Annotated in this window: 17 protein-coding genes; 8 read left to right on the top strand and 9 right to left on the bottom strand. The window is 69.2% G+C overall.

The features are described from left to right. Positions 1–7: 7 nt before the first annotated feature. Both EJI01_RS24800 and EJI01_RS24795 read right to left on the bottom strand, forming a co-directional pair. Entirely contained in the window at positions 8–340 is a 333-nt protein-coding gene (locus EJI01_RS24800; RefSeq protein WP_126839787.1) for a hypothetical protein, read from the bottom strand. A 15-nt stretch (positions 341–355) separates the two neighbouring features. Further along, positions 356–601, bottom strand: a complete 246-nt coding sequence (locus EJI01_RS24795) for a GlsB/YeaQ/YmgE family stress response membrane protein (protein WP_126839786.1) — start codon at positions 599–601, stop codon at positions 356–358. A gap of 116 nt (positions 602–717) precedes the next feature. Here EJI01_RS24795 and EJI01_RS24790 point away from each other — a divergent pair, with 116 nt between their 5' ends. Beyond that, positions 718–1,347, top strand: a complete 630-nt coding sequence (locus EJI01_RS24790) for a YbhB/YbcL family Raf kinase inhibitor-like protein (RefSeq protein ID WP_126839785.1) — start codon at positions 718–720, stop codon at positions 1,345–1,347. Between the two features lie 6 nt (positions 1,348–1,353). On the opposite strand, the gene EJI01_RS24785 is transcribed toward EJI01_RS24790, so the two are convergent. Together EJI01_RS24785 and EJI01_RS24780 are read right to left on the bottom strand one after the other, a co-directional pair. Then, positions 1,354–2,172, bottom strand: a complete 819-nt coding sequence (locus EJI01_RS24785) for a creatininase family protein (RefSeq protein WP_126839784.1) — start codon at positions 2,170–2,172, stop codon at positions 1,354–1,356. 122 nt (positions 2,173–2,294) lie between these two features. Then, positions 2,295–3,632: a PQQ-dependent sugar dehydrogenase gene (locus tag EJI01_RS24780; protein ID WP_126839783.1), complete on the bottom strand. Its 1,338-nt coding sequence runs from the start codon at positions 3,630–3,632 to the stop codon at positions 2,295–2,297. Between the two features lie 133 nt (positions 3,633–3,765). Between EJI01_RS24780 and EJI01_RS24775 the strand changes: the two genes are divergently transcribed. The 4 genes from EJI01_RS24775 to EJI01_RS24760 all read left to right on the top strand — a co-directional run bounded on the left by EJI01_RS24775 (position 3,766) and on the right by EJI01_RS24760 (position 8,152). Beyond that, positions 3,766–4,509, top strand: a complete 744-nt coding sequence (locus EJI01_RS24775) for an alanyl-tRNA editing protein (RefSeq protein ID WP_126839782.1) — start codon at positions 3,766–3,768, stop codon at positions 4,507–4,509. Positions 4,510–4,713: 204 nt separating this feature from the next. Further along, positions 4,714–6,894 carry a protein-disulfide reductase DsbD family protein gene (locus EJI01_RS24770; RefSeq protein WP_185879046.1) on the top strand — a complete coding sequence of 727 codons (2,181 nt, stop codon included), beginning with the start codon at positions 4,714–4,716 and terminating at the stop codon, positions 6,892–6,894. A gap of 92 nt (positions 6,895–6,986) precedes the next feature. Further along, positions 6,987–7,679: a redoxin domain-containing protein gene (locus EJI01_RS24765; RefSeq protein WP_126839781.1), complete on the top strand. Its 693-nt coding sequence runs from the start codon at positions 6,987–6,989 to the stop codon at positions 7,677–7,679. A 35-nt stretch (positions 7,680–7,714) separates the two neighbouring features. Then, positions 7,715–8,152 (top strand): CoA-binding protein, encoded by a 438-nt coding sequence (locus EJI01_RS24760; RefSeq protein WP_126839780.1) that lies wholly within the window; start codon positions 7,715–7,717, stop codon positions 8,150–8,152. 14 nt (positions 8,153–8,166) lie between these two features. Here EJI01_RS24760 and EJI01_RS24755 read toward each other — a convergent pair whose 3' ends face one another. Then, positions 8,167–9,171, bottom strand: coding sequence for a Bug family tripartite tricarboxylate transporter substrate binding protein (locus EJI01_RS24755; protein ID WP_126839779.1), 1,005 nt, complete (start codon positions 9,169–9,171; stop codon positions 8,167–8,169). Positions 9,172–9,209: 38 nt separating this feature from the next. Beyond that, entirely contained in the window at positions 9,210–10,304 is a 1,095-nt protein-coding gene (locus EJI01_RS24750) for a tartrate dehydrogenase (protein WP_126839778.1), read from the bottom strand. A 106-nt stretch (positions 10,305–10,410) separates the two neighbouring features. Between EJI01_RS24750 and EJI01_RS24745 the strand changes: the two genes are divergently transcribed. From EJI01_RS24745 to priA, 3 genes are all read left to right on the top strand, one after another. After that, positions 10,411–11,328, top strand: a complete 918-nt coding sequence (locus tag EJI01_RS24745; RefSeq protein ID WP_126839777.1) for a LysR family transcriptional regulator — start codon at positions 10,411–10,413, stop codon at positions 11,326–11,328. A gap of 23 nt (positions 11,329–11,351) precedes the next feature. Further along, positions 11,352–12,455 (top strand): uroporphyrinogen decarboxylase, encoded by a 1,104-nt coding sequence (gene hemE / locus EJI01_RS24740; RefSeq protein WP_126839776.1) that lies wholly within the window; start codon positions 11,352–11,354, stop codon positions 12,453–12,455. Between the two features lie 369 nt (positions 12,456–12,824). Next, positions 12,825–14,921: a primosomal protein N' gene (gene priA / locus EJI01_RS24735; protein ID WP_126839775.1), complete on the top strand. Its 2,097-nt coding sequence runs from the start codon at positions 12,825–12,827 to the stop codon at positions 14,919–14,921. Between the two features lie 7 nt (positions 14,922–14,928). On the opposite strand, the gene EJI01_RS24730 is transcribed toward priA, so the two are convergent. The 3 genes from EJI01_RS24730 to EJI01_RS24720 form a co-directional block, all read right to left on the bottom strand. Then, positions 14,929–15,138, bottom strand: coding sequence for a hypothetical protein (locus EJI01_RS24730; protein WP_126839774.1), 210 nt, complete (start codon positions 15,136–15,138; stop codon positions 14,929–14,931). A gap of 153 nt (positions 15,139–15,291) precedes the next feature. Then, positions 15,292–16,311: an AEC family transporter gene (locus tag EJI01_RS24725; protein ID WP_126839773.1), complete on the bottom strand. Its 1,020-nt coding sequence runs from the start codon at positions 16,309–16,311 to the stop codon at positions 15,292–15,294. 26 nt (positions 16,312–16,337) lie between these two features. After that, on the bottom strand, positions 16,338–17,621 hold the full coding sequence (locus tag EJI01_RS24720) for a phospholipase D-like domain-containing protein (protein WP_126839772.1): 1,284 nt from the start codon (positions 17,619–17,621) through the stop codon (positions 16,338–16,340). Positions 17,622–17,698: the final 77 nt, after the last annotated feature.

The raw sequence follows: 17,698 nt of genomic DNA, 5'->3' as shown, positions 1-17,698 counted from the left end.
GCCTATTTCAAGCCTGCCATACGCCGTAGCCGGCTTCGCGCAATGCGATGCCGAGCTCGACCTCCATTTCGCGCGCGGCCTCGTAGGGCATCGGGTTGTAGACCGCGTACAGGGCCGGCAACAGCCTGAGCCCATAGTTACGCACGAAGGCGTTCGCCTGGATGCCGGCCTTGTGCTTGTCGAAGCGTACGTCGGGATCCAGCCCCGTCATGCCGACGTAGACGAAGGGCTGGCCGAGCCGGTAGTCGGGGTTGGCGCGCCGGAAGCGGGCGATGTTCCAGACCCGGTCGTCGAGCTCGACGACGTAGACATGGTGGTGCGCCCTGGATCTACGGGCCATCGCTGCCCGGCACGCTCACTTGCGCTTGACGAGGCCCCAGATGACGAGCAGCACGATCGCGCCGACCACCGAGGCGATGAAGCCGGCCCCCTGGCCCGCCGTGTACCAGCCCATCGCCTGCCCCAGGTAGGTCGCGATCAGCGAGCCGGCGATGCCGATCAGCGTGGTCACGATGAAGCCCGCCGAGTCGTCGCCGGGCTTGATGGCGCGCGCCACGAGGCCCGCGACGAAACCGATCAGGATGGTCCAGACGATGCTCATACGCTTCCTTTGGTATTGGAATGGGAGGGAAGAGGCGACCGCAGAAGCGCGGCGCCGTTTCATGATAGCGGAGCCTGCCTACACGCCAGCTTCCGCCCGCACGCTATACAGGAGGGATGCTCGAAAAACTTCCCGAAGCCATCGGCCACGCCCTGCACGGCGTACGCGCCGGCCTCGACGAGATCGCCTTCAACACCCTGGGGCTGCGCCAGGGGATGGCATCGATCACGGTCGCGAGCCTGGCCTTCGTCGACCATGCACCGCTGCCGCCGCGCTACACGGCCGACGGCGAGGGCCTGTCGCCGCCCCTGCAATGGACCGGCGTGCCGGCCGGCGCCGCTTCGCTGGTGCTCCTGGTCGAAGACGCCGATTCGCCGACGCCCCATCCGCTGGTGCACGCGATCGTGGTCGGCCTTGCGGCGGAGGACGGCAACCTGCCCGAGGCCGCGATCGCCAGCGCCGGCAACGAGGGAACCGGCGTGCACACCGGCCGCAACTCCTACCTCCAGGCCGCCTGGCTGCCGCCCGATCCGCCGCCGGGACACGGTGTGCACCGCTATGCCTTCCAGCTCTTCGCGCTCGACAGCACGCCCGGCTTCTCCGCCAGCCCCGGACGCGACGAGGTGCTGGATGCCCTGCGCGCGCATGCGGTAGCGAGCGGCCTGCTCATCGGCACCTGCGAACGGCCCGACGGCACGATCAAGATCGAGGAAACCGCGCCTGGCGGACCGGCGGTGGCAGGCTGAGGCGCCTCAGCCCAGCGGCCCCGTGTGCGCGGTCGACAGCGGCAGGCGCGACACCTCGGCCAGCAGTGCCGCCAACTGGCCCGCTGCGGCGTCGATCACTGCCCGGCCCTTCTCTGCGGTCGCCGCGGCGGCGTTGCCGGCTGCGCCTGCGGGGTTGTAGTCTTCCATGGCCCAGCCGAGCCTGGCGCTCTTGCCGTTGCCGAGCACCGGATAGTCGGCCGCGCGCTGGCGCGAGCTGGAGCCGAAATCGCGGGCCGCCTTCATTGCCACCTGGCCCGGCGCCAGGGCCAGCATCATCGAGGTCTCGATCTCGCCCGCGTGCACGCCGAAGCGGTGTTCGTCGGCGCTGAACTGTGCGCCGGCATCGCCCAGCGGCAGGTTGAACCAGCTCACGCTGTAGACGATGAGCCCGTGCGCCGCGCGCAGCTCGCGCGCAACGATGTCCATCGCGCCGGTGTGCCCGCCGTGCGCATTGAAGAGCACCAGCTTCTTCACGCCCGCGCGCGCCACGCCGGCGCCGATCTCGTTCCAGAGCCGGATCAGCGTCTCGGCCGACAGGGTGAGCGTGCCCGCGAAACGCGCATGCTCGGGGCTCAGACCGATCTGCTGGGTCGGCAGGAACAGCACCGGCAGCTCGGCCGGCAGCAGCGGCTGCGCGGCCGCGACGATGCCGTCGACCAGGGTCGAGTCCACGCCCAGCGGCAGGTGCGGGCCGTGCTGCTCGGTCGCGCCCAGGGGCAGCACCGCGACGGTCGTCGCCGGATCGAGGGCGGCGAAATCGCGTGTCGTGAGCTGGGACCAGAAGCGGCTGGCGGGAACGGTCATGCGGTGATCTTAGCGAGCCCCCACGCTCCGTCACCTCGCGTACGCGCCGCGCCCATGCGCTGATCGAGAGCGGCAAGGCGCAAGGCAAGGTGGTGCTGCAGGGGTTCCAGATCCAGAGACAGCTATCTCGCGCGCGCGACGCGCCAGACGGCATTGCCCACGTCGTCGGCCACCAGCAGAGCGCCGCTCTTGTCGAGCGCGACGCCGACGGGCCGGCCCTGCGCCTTCTCGTCGGCGCTCAGGAAGCCGGTCACGAAATCGACCGGCGGCCCGCTGGGCCGGCCGCCGCTGAAGGGCACGAAGACCACCTTGTAGCCCGACAGCGGCTTGCGGTTCCACGAGCCGTGCTCGCCGATGAACGCGCCGTTGGCGAACTGGGGCGGCATGCCGCGCGGGTGGGAGAAGGCCAGGCCCAGTGCCGCCACGTGCGAGCCCAGCGCATAGTCGGGCGCCACCGCCTTGGCCACCATCTCGGGCCGCGGCGGCGTCACCCGCACATCGACATGGCGGCCGTAGTAGCTCCATGGCCAGCCGTAGAAGGCGCCGTCCTTCACCGAGGTCAGGTAGTCGGGCACGAGGTCGCTGCCGATCTCGTCGCGCTCGTTCACCACCGTCCACAGCACGTTGGTCTCCGGTTCCCAGGCCATGCCGTTGGGATTGCGCAGCCCCGTGGCGAACAGCCGCTTCTCGCCGCTCTTCACGTCGACCTCCCAGATCGCGGCCCGCCCCTCTTCGGCATCCAGCCCGCTCTCGCCGATGTTGCTGTTGGAGCCGACCGTCACGTAGAGCTTGGTGCCTTCGCGGTTGGCGATCACGTTCTTGGTCCAGTGGTGGTTGATGCCGGCCGGCAGGTCGGTCACCTTGGTGGGCGTTGCCGCGATGGAAGTCTGGCCTTCGGTGTACGGCACCTTCACCAGCGCGTCGGCATTGGCGATGAAGAGCTCGTTGCCGACCAGCGCGACGCCAAAGGGAGACATCAGGTTCTGCATGAACACGTGGCGCACCTCCGCCGCACCGTCGCCGTTCGCATCGCGCAGCAGGGTGATGCGATTGGCGCTCGGGACTTCGGCGCCGGCGCGCTTCATGACGCGGCTCATCACCGCGCCGCGGATTTTCTTCATCAGGCCGCCGTCGCCTGCGCCTTCCGGCTTCGGCGGCTTGTTGCTCTCGACCACCAGCACGTCGCCGTTGGGCAGCAGATAGACCCAGCGCGGATGGTCCAGACCGCGCGCCAGCGCCGTCACGGTGAAGCCGCTGGGCACGCTTGGGCCGGCGGTATCGGTCCAGCCGGTGGCCGGAGCGATATTGACGGTCGGGATCAGCGTCTTGTTCGGCGCCGGCAGCTGCGGCGTCGGGCCGATGCCGGCCTCCGGCGGCAGCTTGGCGGTTTCGCCGCAGGCCGCGAGCAGCGCGGCGGCGGCCAGCAGCGCCGCGGTCGAAGAAAGCTTGGTATGGCTCATGGGTCGGATGTCCTTCCGGCGACGAGGGCCCTCCAGCCATGAATCTTCCGGATTGCGCAAGCCCTCGCTGTCGGTTGTGGGCGCTTTCTGGCGTGGGCGCACCCCGCCGCGGCGCCGCCGCTACCATCGGGCGATGACCGACGACCTGTTCCGCTCCGACGCCTACCTGCGCGACTGCCAGGCCCGCGTCGTGCGCGCCGACGAAGCCGGCATCGTGCTCGACCGCACGGTGTTCTACCCGCAGGGCGGCGGCCAGGCGGGCGACAGCGGCCACCTCGCGCTGGCGGGCGGGCGCGAACTGGTGATCGCCGACACGCGCAAGGCCAAGGATGCCGAAGGCCGCGCGACCGACGAGATCGTTCACGTTCCGGCACCGGGACAGTCCGAGCTGCTGGCCGCGCTGAAGCCGGGCGATGCCGTGACGGCCCGCATCGACTGGGAGCGCCGCCACAAGCTGATGCGCTTCCACACCGCGACCCACCTGCTGTGCCACCTGGTGCCGCAGCCGGTCAACGGCTGCTCGATCACGCCCGAATACGCGCGGCTGGACTTCCACATGACCGACCCGCTGGACAAGGAAGCGCTGACGACCGGCCTGGCGCGCCTGGTCGTCGCCGGCCATCCGCTGGCCGTGGGCGCGATCACCGATGCCGAGCTCGATGCCAATCCCGCGCTGGTCAAGAGCATGAGCGTGCAACCGCCGCGCGGCACCGGCACGGTACGCACCATCCGGATCGGAGACGGCGAATCGATCGACTTCCAGCCCTGCGGCGGTACCCATGTGGCGAACACGCGCGAGATCGGCCCCGTCGTCGTGACCAAGATCGAAAAGAAGAGCGCCACCACCCGCAGGGTGGTGTTGGGGTGGGCCCCATGAGCGCAGCGATGCGCTCTTCTTTGACGGCGCTCACAACTGCGCGAAGCGCTTGTGAGCGCCGGCAAAAGAAGAGCCGCCACCACCCGCAGGGTGGTGCTGGGGTGGGCCCCATGAGCTCAGCCACCACCCGCAGGCTGGTGCTGGGGTGGGCGACGTGAGCGCCATTCGGAACTTCGTCCGGCGCCGGCGCTCCGATTGACCGGCATGGCCTTTATCTCTCCTCTCCGTCTTGCGGCCGTCTTGGTCGCGTCGCTCGCAGCCTGCCTGCCGGCTGCGGCCCAGCTGGCTTCCAAGCTCGGACCGGTCGTCACCACCCCGCATGTGCGGGCGGAACTGATCGCCCATGCGCCGCAGGGCGTCGTCGCCGGCGCGCCGGTCTGGGTCGGCCTGCAGATCACGCACCAGCCCGAGTGGCACACCTATTGGAAGAACGCCGGCGACTCCGGCCTGCCGACCGAGCTCGCCTGGTCGCTGCCGGCCGGCATTTCCAACGGCGACATCGCCTGGCCGGTGCCGAAGAAGATTCCGATCGGCACCCTGGCCAACTACGGCTACGAAGGGACGGTGCTGCTGCCCGTGCCGCTGACCGTGGCGCCCGACTTCAAGCCCGCGGCCAGCCTCACCGGTGCCGACGCGCTCGACCTCAAGCTCAAGGCCTCCTGGCTGGTCTGCCGCAAGGAATGCATTCCCGAAGACGGCGAATTCCTGCTCAAGCTGCCGCTCTCGGGCTCGACCGCGCTGCACAAGAGCGCCTTCGATGCCGCCCTGGCCGCCCAGCCGGCCGCGCTCGCGAAGCCGGGCACGATTGCCATCGAGGGCAACAAGCTGCAGGTCCGCCTCGAAGGCCTGCCCCCAGCTGCGCGCGGCAAGACGCTCGAGTTCTTCCCCGAGACCGGCGAGGTGATCCACACCGCGGCCGTGTTGGGCAAGGACTGGACGCAGGCCTGGCAGGACGACACCTGGACCGCCAGCGTGCCGCTGTCCGAGCAGCGCAGCGCCAGCCCGACGACGATGCCGGTGGTGGTCGCGCTGGCCGAGTCCGATCGGCAAGCCGGCCAGCCCATCGCCTGGCGCGCCGAAGCGCCCGTCGCCGGCACTTGGCCCGCCACGGCCCCGCGGGTCGAGGTCTCGCCGGCTTTGCAGGCCGCGCTCGAAGCCAACACCGCCGCCCCCTTGCCGCAGCCGGCAGGCAGCTTCGTCGCCGCATTGCTGGGCGCGCTGCTCGGCGGCCTGCTGCTCAACCTGATGCCCTGCGTGTTCCCGGTGCTGGCGATCAAGGTGCTGGGCTTCACGCGCCAAGCCGAAGATCGGCGCGGCCACCGGACCGCCGCCGTGGCCTACACGGCCGGCGTGATGCTGTCCTTCTTGGCGCTGGGCGGCGCCATGCTCGCGCTGCGCGCGGCCGGCGCCGAACTGGGCTGGGGCTTCCAGCTCCAATCGCCGGCGGTGGTGGCCGTGCTGGCGGGGCTTTTCACATTGATCGGGCTCAATCTCGCGGGTGTCTACGAGTTCCGCATGCTGGCGCCGGCTTCGCTGTGCGGCGCCCAGGCCCGGCATCCGGTAGTCAACGACTTCCTGTCGGGCGTGCTCGCGGTGGTGATCGCCTCGCCCTGTTCGGCGCCTTTCATGGGCGCCTCGCTGGGCTTCGCGATCGGGCTGCCGGCCACGCAGGCCTTGCTGATGTTCGCTGTGCTCGGCTTCGGCCTCGCCCTGCCCTACCTGGCGGCGGGCTTCGTGCCGGCGGTGGCGCGCTTGCTGCCGCGGCCCGGCCCGTGGATGAACACCCTGCGCCGGCTGCTCGCCTTTCCGATGTTCGCCACCGTCGCCTGGCTGGTCTGGGTGCTCGGCCAGCAAAGCGGCATCGACGGCGCGGGCGCGTTGCTCGGCCTGCTGGTGTGCCTCGCGGCCATCGTCTGGGCGTTCACGCTGCGCGGACGCACGCGCATCGTGGTGGCCAGCCTGTTGGTCGCGGCCACCGCGGTGCTGGCCGGCGCGATCGGCGGCAACGTGTTGCGCACTGCGGCGCCGGCCATGGCCGCGACCGGCGACCGCTGGCAGCCCTGGTCCGCGGCGCGCGTGAGCGAACTCGCAGCCGCCGGCCGGCCGGTGTTCATCGACTTCACGGCAGCCTGGTGCGTGACCTGCCAGTACAACAAGCGCAGCACGCTGGCCGATGCGGCGCTCTTGGCCGAATTCGATGCCAGGCAGGTCGCCATGCTGCGCGCCGACTGGACGCGCCGCGATCCCGCGATCACCGCCGCGCTGACTGCGCTGGGGCGCAGCGGCGTCCCGGTCTACGTGCTGCAGGCGCCGGGCAAGGCACCCGTGGTGCTGACCGAAATCCTTAGCAAAGAAGAGGTACGCTCGGCCCTGGCGACGCTTTGACCCCGAGCCTCTACGGGTTGTCACAAGCAGGTGAGAAAACCGCTCTAAGCTGTGGCGGTTGTTGAATTTATTGACAGGAGTTCAAGCTGACCATGGCTTCATCGTCATCCTCCGACTCGCGTTCCTACCGGGCCGCGCGCAATGCCCGTGCCGCCCTGAGCCGGGCCTCGCGCCGCGCCGTGATGGCCGCCGCGGTGGCGCTCGGCGCCACTTTCCTCATGAACGCCCATGCCCTCGCCGCACCGGCCGTGGGCCAGAAGGCGCCGGATTTCGTCGCGGTCGACACCAGCGGCAAGCAGCACCGGCTGTCGGATTTCGCAGGCAAGTTCGTGGTGCTCGAATGGACCAACCCGGGCTGCCCCTTCGTGCGCAAGCACTACGGCAGCGGCAACATGCCTGCCACCCAGAAGGCGGCCACCGACAAGGGCGTGGTCTGGCTCTCGGTCAACTCGACCGAGCGGGCCGCCAGCGACTACCTGAAACCGGCCGCACTCGATGCCTGGATGAAGGAGCAGTCGGCCGCGCCCACGGCCGTGCTGATGGACGAGGACGGCGTGATCGGCCGCGCCTACGCCGCGCGCACCACGCCGCACCTTTTCATCATCGATCCCAAGGGCGTGCTGGTGTACGCAGGCGGCATCGACAGCATTCCATCGGCGCGCGCCGAGGACATCAAGAGCGCCACCAACTACGTGAACCAGGCGCTCGGCGAAGCCTTCGGCGGCAAGCCCATCAGCGCAGCCGCGACCAAGCCCTACGGCTGCTCGATCAAGTACAAGGCCTGAGCGGCAGGTTGCGCGCCGCGCCACAAAATGGCGCGATGAAAGACGCAACCCCGCCCACCGACATCGGCGCGCTGCTCGCGCGCACGCGCACCATCGCCGTCGTCGGCCTCTCGCCGAGCCCGCATCGCACCAGCTACGGCGTCTCGCAATACATGAAGGCGCGCGGCTTCCGCATCGTGCCGGTCAACCCGAACACCCGCGAGGTCTTCGGCGAGAAGGCCTACCCGACGCTGACCGAGGCCGCGAAGCACGAGAAGATCGACCTGGTGAACGTGTTTCGCCGTTCCGCAGACGTCCCGCCGGTGATGGACGAAGCCATCGCCATCGGCGCGCCGGCGCTCTGGATGCAGCTCGGCATCATCAACGAGGCCGCGGCAGCCAAAGGCCGCGCGGCCGGGCTGGACGTGGTGCAGGACCGCTGCGTCATGGTCGAGCACTCGCGGCTCACCCGGGGCGCGACTCCCTGGCGCTAGGCCTCTCAACAGCCCTACTCGACCGCGACCTTTCCCTCCTTCACCAGCTTCTCGAATTTCGCCGTCTCCTCGCGGATCCGGCGCGCCATTTCCTGCGAGCTGCCACCCAGCGGCTCTGCGCCGATCGCCTGCATGCGCTCGACGAATTCCGGCGACCGGATGATCTTCACCATCTCCGCGTTGAGGCGCGCCACCACCTCTTTGGGCGTGGCCGCCGGCGCGAGCACGCCGAACCAGGTGCCGATGTCGAAGCCCTTGAGCCCGGCCTCCTCGAGCGTGGGCACCTCCGGCAGCACCGACGAGCGCTTCGCAGTGGTCACGGCCAGCGCGCGCAGCTTGCCGCTCTTGATGTGCTGCAGCACCGGCGTGATGGTGTCGAAGGACATCGCCACCTGGCCGCCGAGCAGGTCGGTGGTGAGCGGGCCGCTGCCTTTGTAGGGAACGTGCAGCAGTTCGGCGCCGGTGCTGGCCTGGAACTGCGTGCCGATCAGGTGTTGCGCGGTGCCGTTGCCGTTGGAGCCGTAGGCCAGCTTGTCCTTCGCGGACTTGGCGAGCGCCACGAGTTCGGCGACGTTCCTGGCCGGGGTATTGGCGGCGTTGACCACCAGCACGTTGGGCACCATGGCCACGACGGTGATGGGCGCCAGGTCCTTCTGGAAATCGTAGGGCAGCTTCTTGTAGACGCTGGTCGCGATGGTGTGGTGCACCGCACCCATGAGCAGCGTGTAACCGTCGGGCTTGGCCTTGGCCACATAGTCGGCGCCCAGCGTCGCACCGGCGCCCGGCTTGCTCTCGACCACCACGGGCTGGGCGAGGCTTTGCGAGAGCCGGTCGGCCAGCGCGCGGGCCAGCACGTCGGTGGTGCCACCCGAGGGGAAGGGCACGATCAGGCTGATGGGCTTGGCGGGCCAGGGTTGCTGCGCGAAAGCCTGCGTCGACCCCAGCGTGGAGGCCAGGCCGAGTGCGAGGGCGCCGGCTTGCACGAGGCGACGGCGGCGCAGCGGGAAGAAAGAGTTCATTGTTGTCTCCATGTCGTTGTGGTTCCGGCGGCGCGCGTTCAGGCCGCGCGGCGCTGCGCCTGCGTGGCGGCGATGTAGCCGCTGACGGCGCGGGTCACGTCGTCGGTCGTCGCGGTACCGCCGAGGTCGCGGGTATGGAGCGCAGGGTTGGCGGTGACATGCTCCACCGCCTGCATCAGGCGCGCGGCGGCCTCGCCCTCGCCCAGGTGTTCGAGCAGCATTACGACCGACCAGAAGGTGCCGACCGGATTCGCCAGGCCCTTGCCCATGATGTCGAAGGCGGAGCCGTGGATCGGCTCGAACATCGAGGGGTAGCGACGCTCCGGATCGATGTTGCCGGTGGGCGCGATGCCCAGGCTGCCGGCCAGCGCGGCCGCCAGGTCGCTCAGGATGTCGGCATGCAGGTTGGTGGCGACGATGGTGTCCAGCGTGGCCGGGCGGTTGACCATGCGGGCGGTGGCGGCGTCGACCAGCTCCTTGTCCCATGTGACATCGGGAAACTCTTTTGCGATCTGCACCGCGATCTCGTCCCACATCACCATCGCGTGGCGCTGCGCGTTCGACTTGGTGACCACGGTCAGCAGCTTGCGCGGGCGCGACTGCGCGAGCCGGAAGGCGAAACGCATGATGCGTTCGACGCCGGCGCGGGTCATCATGCTGACGTCGGTCGCGGCCTCGATCGGATGGCCCTGGTGCACGCGGCCGCCGACGCCGGCGTACTCGCCCTCGGAGTTCTCGCGCACGATCACCCAGTTCAGCTGCTCCGGCGTACAGCGCTTGAGCGGCCCGTCGATGCCCGGCAGGATTCGCGTCGGCCGCACGTTGGCGTACTGGTCGAAGCCCTGGCAGATCTTCAGGCGCAGGCCCCACAGCGTGACGTGGTCGGGGATGTGCGGATCGCCGGCGGAGCCGAACAGGATGGCGTCCTTGTCGCGCAGCGCGGCCAGGCCGTCGTCCGGCATCATCACACCGTGCCGGCGGAACCAGTCGCCGCCCCAGTCGAAATCCTCGAACTCGAAACCCAGCTGGCCGCCCGAGGCGGCGGCCAGCGCCTCCATCACCTGCCGGCCGGCGGGGATCACTTCCTTGCCGATGCCGTCGCCGGGAATGGTCGCGATGCGATATGTCTTCATGCGTCTGCCCCTGTTGAAAGATGGGCCCGACTGTAGAAGCTGGACAGGTCGACGATGCGCCCCTAGATTCAATCCATCGTTAACCTGCAGTCAACAATCGAATCCCATGACCAGCGGCATCCAACCGGCCGAACTCGGCTTCTTCTCGGCGCTGGCGAGCGCCCCCAGCCTCAGCGCGGCCGGCCGCGACCTGGGGATCAGCACGGCCGCCGTCAGCAAGCGGCTGGCCCAGATGGAAGGCCGCCTCGGCGTGACGCTGGTCAATCGCACCACGCGCCGCATGAGCCTCACGCCCGAGGGCGAGGTGCTGCTCGAACGCGCACGCAGCATCCTCGACGAGATCGCCGACCTGGACGAACTGCTGAGCCAGTCGAAGGGCAGCCCCAAGGGCCTGCTGCGCGTGAACGCGACGCTGGGTTTCGGCCGCACGCACGTGGCGCCGGTGATCTCGCGCTTCGTGCGCAGCCATCCGGAGGTCGACGTGCAGCTTCAGCTGTCGGTGAATCCGCCGCCCTTCAGCGAGGACGCCTTCGACGTCTGCATCCGCTTCGGCGAACCGCCGGACGCGCGCGTCATCGCGCGGCGCATCGCGGCCAACCAGCGCCTGCTTTGCGCCTCACCGGCCTACCTGGCGCGCTGCGGCCAGCCGAAAGCGCCGCGCGACCTGATGCGGCACAACTGCATCGGCATCCGGCAGGGCGACGAGGCCTACGGCCTGTGGCGCCTCAGCACCGGCCGCGGCGCGCGCCAGCGCACCGAGGCCATCAAGACGCGCGGCAGCCTCACGACCAACGACGGCGAGATCGCGGTCAGGTGGGCGCTCGACGGGCATGGCATCGTGATGCGCGCCGAGTGGGACATCGACCGCCACCTGCGCAGCGGCCGGCTGGTGCAGGTGCTGCCCCAGTACCGCACGCCCGGCGCCGACATCTACGCGGTCTACCCGCAGCGCTACCAGCTCTCGACGCGCGTGCGCGCCTTCGTCGATTTTCTGGCGCTGGCATTGGGCCGCGGCGCCGAATGACCCTGCCCTGCGACAATCGCCGGATGCCTTTCGCGCCCCTCCAGAACGACACTTTCCTGCGCGCCTGCTGGCGCCAGGCCACCGATCACACCCCCGTCTGGCTGATGCGCCAGGCCGGGCGCTACCTGCCCGAATACGTGGCGACGCGGGCCCGCGCCGGCAGCTTCATGGGCCTGGCCACCAACGTGGACTACGCCACCGAGGTCACGCTGCAGCCGCTCGAACGCTATCCGCTCGACGCCGCGATCCTGTTCTCCGACATCCTTACGGTGCCCGATGCGATGGGCCTGGGCCTCTCCTTCGAGGCCGGCGAAGGCCCGCGTTTCGCGCGGCCGGTGCGCGAAGAGGCCGCGATCGGCGCGCTCGAGGTGCCCGACATGGCCAAGCTGCGCTACGTGTTCGACGCGGTCGCATCGATCCGCCGCGCGCTCGATGGCCGGGTGCCGCTGATCGGCTTCTCGGGCAGCCCCTGGACGCTGGCCTGCTACATGGTCGAAGGGGCAGGCTCGAGCGACTACCGCCAGGTCAAGACCCTGCTCTACGGCCGCCCCGATCTCATGCACCGCCTGCTCGCGGTGAATGCCGATGCCGTGGCCGCCTACCTGAACGCGCAGATCGACGCCGGCGCCCAGGCCGTGATGGTGTTCGACAGCTGGGGCGGCGTGCTGGCCGATGGCGCGTTCCAAGACTTCAGCCTCGCCTACACCGCGCGCGTGCTCGCGCAGCTGAAGCGCGAGGGCGCCGACGGACTGCCGGTGCCGCGCATCGTCTTCACCAAGGGCGGCGGACTCTGGCTCGAGGACATGCGCGCGCTCGACTGCGAGGTGCTGGGCCTCGACTGGACCGTCAACCTCGGCCGCGCCCGCGCGCTGGTGGGCGAAGGTACAGCAGCCAAGGCGCTGCAAGGCAACATCGATCCCAACGTGCTGTTCGCCGCGCCGGCGCAGATCGAGGCCGAGGTCGCGAAGGTGCTGCAGAGCTTCGGCCGGCCGCATACCGATCGCGCTTCGAGCGGGCCGACCCACATCTTCAACCTGGGCCACGGCATCAGCCAGTTCACGCCGCCCGACCATGTCGCGGCGCTGGTCGCTGCCGTGCATGCGCAGTCGCGCGCGCTGCGTGTTTGAAGTGACTGTTATAGGTTGTAAGTACCTGAGAACGACCGATTCGCATTTGTCAAGTCGAAAGGGTGAGGACCGACTGACTTATGCACAAAACACTTGCTGCGCCGCGCAAAAATATCTTCGGACTGCAAATCCCTGCTCCTAAAGCGATAGCGCCGCTAAGTCATTGATTTATATGGATTTTGAACTTTGCTTTTTTTACGGGCATTCCAGCCGGAGCCTTGATTTTCAAGGGCTGGCGGCGAGTCGGGCCGGGATATCAACAAAGTTATCCACACAAACTCTGGATGGCTTCCAAAGCGCAGGCAAATCAACGACTTAAGTCACATTGCTCCAACTCGCTTTAACCAACGGTCGTAACAGGACCCCGCCTTGAACTGGCGCGTCGACGTCGCAGTCCAGACTCCCGCGCACAGCGCATTAGGGGATGTACTGAGCTACGCCAGCGCCGAAGCGCCGGCCATCGGGTCGCTGCTGCGGGTGCCGCTGGGTCGCCGCGAGGTGCTGGGCGTGGCATGGTCGGTTCATGCGCTCGAGGACGGCGCGGCGCCCGCCAAACTCAAGCCCGTCGCCGCCGTGCTCGATGGATTGCCGCCGCTGAACGATGCCTGGCGGGACCTGGTGGCCTTTGCCGCCCGCTACTACCAGCGCTCGCTGGGGGAGATCGCGCTGGCCGCGCTGCCGCCGCAGCTGCGCGACCTGAGCGCAGCGCAGCTGGCGCGGCGGCTCAAGCGGCAAGCCGTGCCCGCGCATGCCCCTGCCGCCGGCGCGGCGCCCGACGGCCCGACACTGTCTGCCGAGCAAGCCGATGCACTGGCCCGCTTCGATGCCGAGAGCGGCCCCTTCCTCCTGTTCGGCAGCACAGGCAGCGGCAAGACCGAGATCTACCTGCAGGCGGTGGCGGCGCTGCTGGTGCGCGAGCCGGCCGCGCAAGCGCTGGTGATGGTGCCCGAGATCAACCTCACGCCTCAGCTCGAAGCACGCTTCAAGGAACGCTTCGGCAGCGGCGCCGTGGTCTCGCTGCACAGCGGCATGACGAATCCGCAGCGCCTGGCCAGCTGGCTCGGGGCGCACAGCGGCGCGGCGCGCATCGTGCTGGGCACGCGCATGGCGGTCTTCGCCTCGATGCCGGCGCTGAAGCTGATCGTGGTCGACGAAGAGCACGACCCCAGCTACAAGCAGCAGGAAGGTGCGCGCTACTCGGCGCGCGACCTGGCGGTATGGCGCGGCCAGCGCGAAGGCGCGAAGGTGATGCTGGGCTCCGCCACCCCCTCCCTCGAAAGCTGGCACCAGAGCCGGCCGGCCGCGGGCGAAGACGCCGGCGGACGCTATCGGCGGCTCGCCATGCCCTCGCGCATCGGTGCCGTGGCGCTGCCCGCGGTGCGGCTGGTCGACATGAGGCTGCAGCCGCCTAGGACCGTGCTGTCGGGCGCGCTGCTCGATGCCATCGGGCAGCGCATCGCGCGCGGCGAGCAGAGCATGGTGTTCCTCAACCGGCGCGGCTATGCGCCGGTGCTGGCCTGCGGCGACTGCGGCTGGAAGAGCGAATGCCCGCACTGCAGCGCCTACCGCGTGTTCCACAAGATCGACCGCACGCTGCGCTGCCACCACTGCGGCTTCACCGAACGCGTGCCGCGCGCCTGTCCGGCCTGCGGCAATCCCGACATCGCGCCGGTGGGCCGCGGCACCGAACGCCTCGAGGAGCACCTGGGCGAGCTGTTCGCGAGCGTGAAGCGGCCCGACGGCAGCGCGGTGCGCATCGCGCGCATCGACGCCGACAGCACGCGCAAACAGGGCGCGCTCGAATCGCAGCTCGCCGCCGTGCACGCGGGCGAGGTCGACGTGCTGGTGGGCACGCAGATGATCGCCAAGGGCCACGATTTCCGGCGCATCACGCTGGTGGCCGCTGTCAACCCCGACGGTGCTCTCTTCTCCAGCGACTTCCGCGCGCCGGAACGGCTGTTCAGCCTGCTGATGCAGTCGGCGGGGCGCGCGGGGCGTGACGCTGCTTATCTTTCAGCGCAGGGCGCGACCGCCGAGATGTGGATCCAGACCCACCATCCGGAGCACGCGCTGTTCGCGGCACTGCGACACCACGACTACCCGGCTTTCGCCGAGCGCGAGCTCGAAGAGCGTGCCGCCGCGGGCATGCCGCCCTGCGCCTTCCAGGCGCTGCTGCGGGCCGACGCCCGCACGCAGGAGGCGGCGCAGGCTTTTCTGAATGCCGCGAGCCAGGCGGCCGATGCGCTCCCGGGGGCCGAGCGCGTGACCCGCTACCCGGCCGTGCCGCTGGCGATCCAGCGCGTGGCGAATGTGGAGCGGGCGCAGATGCTGGTCGAAAGCGCGTCGCGTGCGGCGCTGCAGCGCCTGCTGGCGGCCTGGCAGCCGCTGTTGCACGAGCTGCGGCGGCAGCCCGAAGGCAAGGGCGTGATCCGCTGGCTGGTCGACGTGGACCCGCACAGCATCTGAGCGCGGCTCAGGGCAGGCCCACGGGCTGCTTGCCCATCTCGATGTAGCGCAGCTCCGAGCGGCGCCGCCGGTGCGAATGACCCGGCCATGCGAACAGCAAAAGGCTCGCTACGCCCGTCGCGAGCGCACTGCCGATGCCCAGCGCACCCGCAAGCCAAAGCAAACTGACGGTGGCGAGCCACGCCACCCAAAGCACCCAGCGCGTCAAAGTCGTCATGCAGTTCCCCCGGTATCTGGCGCCACTTTAGCAGCGCAAATGCAAACCTAAGCATTAGTCAAAAGCAATAGTTCACACTATCCGCCGGGGCGTGGCGGCGTCGTGTAGGAAATATTCTGAAACAGAGATTGCGACCGCAATTGGCTGCCGAAGTTAGCCCCGACTAGCCATCCACCTTGCCGCCAGGGGAAAGCTGAAGAAGGCCGCCACGGTGGTCCACAGGATGATGCGCGCGATGCGCCCGTTGTCGGCGCCGAAGCGCTCGGCCAGCATCGCTACGTTGCTCGCGCTCGGCAGCGCAGCCACCAGAACGATCGCCGCCAGCGCCGGCTGGCCGAGCGGCAGGCCCAGCGCGATCGCGCCTCGCGCGAGGCCATAGACCAGCAAGGGATGCAGCAGCAGCTTGATCGCCGCGACGGACAGCACGTCGGCCAGCCTCGCCTGCCGCAGCGGCTGCGAGCCGCTTCCCATCGCGGCGGCGACGAGCGCGCTGGCGCGGTGCTCGCGCGCCAGAAGCGCCGAGCGCGCCAGCACCGCGCCGATGGCGAACAGCGCCACCGGCGAGGCGGCGTCGGCCAGCATCGCGATCGTGCGCTCGACCGGCGCCGGCAGCGCAAGACGCGTGGCCGATGCCAGCCCGCCGAGCACGATGGCCCACGGCATCGGGTTCTGCACGATGCCGCGCAAGGCCTGCCGGGCCGCCTTGGCCGCACCGTGCTCGTCGGCGCCGGCCAGCCGCGACAGCGCGATGCACAGCGACGAGGTCACGACCAGGTCGAAGGCGATCGTGATGATCATCGGCGACGCCGCCTGCGTCCCGAGGATCGCAATCAGCAGCGGCACGCCCATGAAACCCGTGTTCGGAAACGCGGCCACCAGCGCGCCGAAGGCCGCATCGTTCCAGCCGATGCGCTGCCTGCGCGCCAGGACCACCGTGGCCGCCACCACGATCAGCGCACTGGCGCCCCACACCAGCGCCACGCCGGCATCGAGCAGCTGCGCGATCGGCGCTGCAGCGCCGAAGCGAAACAGCATGCACGGCAGCGCGAAATAGAGCACGAAGGCATTAAGCCCCGGAATCGCCGCGAGCGGCAGCGCGCCGGTGCGAGCCGCTGCGTAGCCGGCGGCGATCAAGGCGAAGAAGGGGATGGTGACGAAGAGGATCTGCAGCACGCGGGCGATTGTCGTTGCCGCGATGCTCAGAGCTGCGGCCCCAGCAGCGCGGCCAGGTTCTCCAGCAGCTTCTCGCGCCATGGCCGTTCCTGCCACTGGGCGAAGCTCACCGCCTTGCTCTTCGCGAGATCCTCCTCGAACACCGCCACCTGCGCGCGGGCGAAGGCCTCGTCGTAGATGTTGAGGTTGGCCTCGTCGTTGAGGCGGAAGGAACGGTTGTCGAAGTTGGTCGAGCCGACCGACACCAACAGATCGTCGACCACCATCACCTTGCAGTGGTACATGGTCGGCTGGTATTCGCTGATCTGCACGCCGGCTTCGAGCAGCGGACCCCATCCGGCGCGCGACGCGCGGCGAACGGTCTGCGCGTCAATGATCGGGCCGGGCGTGATGATGCGCACGCGCACGCCGCGCTTCGCCGCGGCGATGAGGGCAGCGCGCGCGAGATCGTCGGGCACGAAGTAGGCGCTCGAGAGATCGATGGTCCGGGTGGCCGCCGCGATCGACAGCAGGTACATCAGGTGCATGCTCTCGCTGCCGCCCGAGGGGGAGCTGCTGAACATCTGGGCCGCGCCGCCGCCGCGCAGCGCAATGGCCGGAAAGTAGCGCTCGCCGTGCAGCACCTCGCCCGATGCCTTGATCCAGTTGTCCATGAACACGGCCTGCATCTGCGCGACCACCGGCCCTTCCACCTTGTAGTGCGAGTCGCGCCAATGGTCGGGGTCCTGCGCGTTGCCGGTCCATTCGGGCGCGATGCCCACGCCGCCGGTGAAGCCCACCGCGCCGTCGACCACCAGCAGCTTGCGGTGCGTGCGGTTGTTGAAGCGTGCGATGTCGTACCAGCTCGGCTTGTGGAACCTGCGGATCTCCACGCCCGCTTCTTCCATCGATTGCAGAAACTTCTTCTCGATCTTCTGGCTGCCTACCCAGTCGAGCAGCACGTGCACCTTGATGCCGGCGCGGGCGCGTTCCGACAGCGCATCGGCAAAGGCGCGGCCGATGTCGCCGGACCAGTAGATGTAGGTCTCGAAGGTGACGCTCTTCTTCGCGCCGCGGATGGCCGCGAGCATCGGCGGAAAGATCCGGTCGCCGTTGATCAGCGCCTCGAACCGGTTGCCCTCGGTGACCGGCGGCCCGAGCAGGACGCCCATCGCACGGCGGAACTGCGCGTCGTGCAGGCTGTACTCGCGCTCGATGTGCTGCTCGATCTTCTTTTCGCCGGGCAGGAAGTTCAGCACGACCAGCGTTGCCACCACCGTGGCGAGCGCGGACCAGAAGGCGATGGTGAGCGGATGTCTTGTTTTCTTCATGCGCGGCGCCGATCACAAATGCGAACAGGTCTAACACCGCCATACACCTTCGGTCGTCCGACGGCGCCCCGTATCAT

The organism is Variovorax sp. MHTC-1, from assembly GCF_003984645.1.
GTDB lineage: Bacteria > Pseudomonadota > Gammaproteobacteria > Burkholderiales > Burkholderiaceae_C > Variovorax.
The sequence above is the reverse complement of the archived record's forward strand: the minus strand, read 5'-3'. Positions and strand labels throughout refer to the sequence as shown.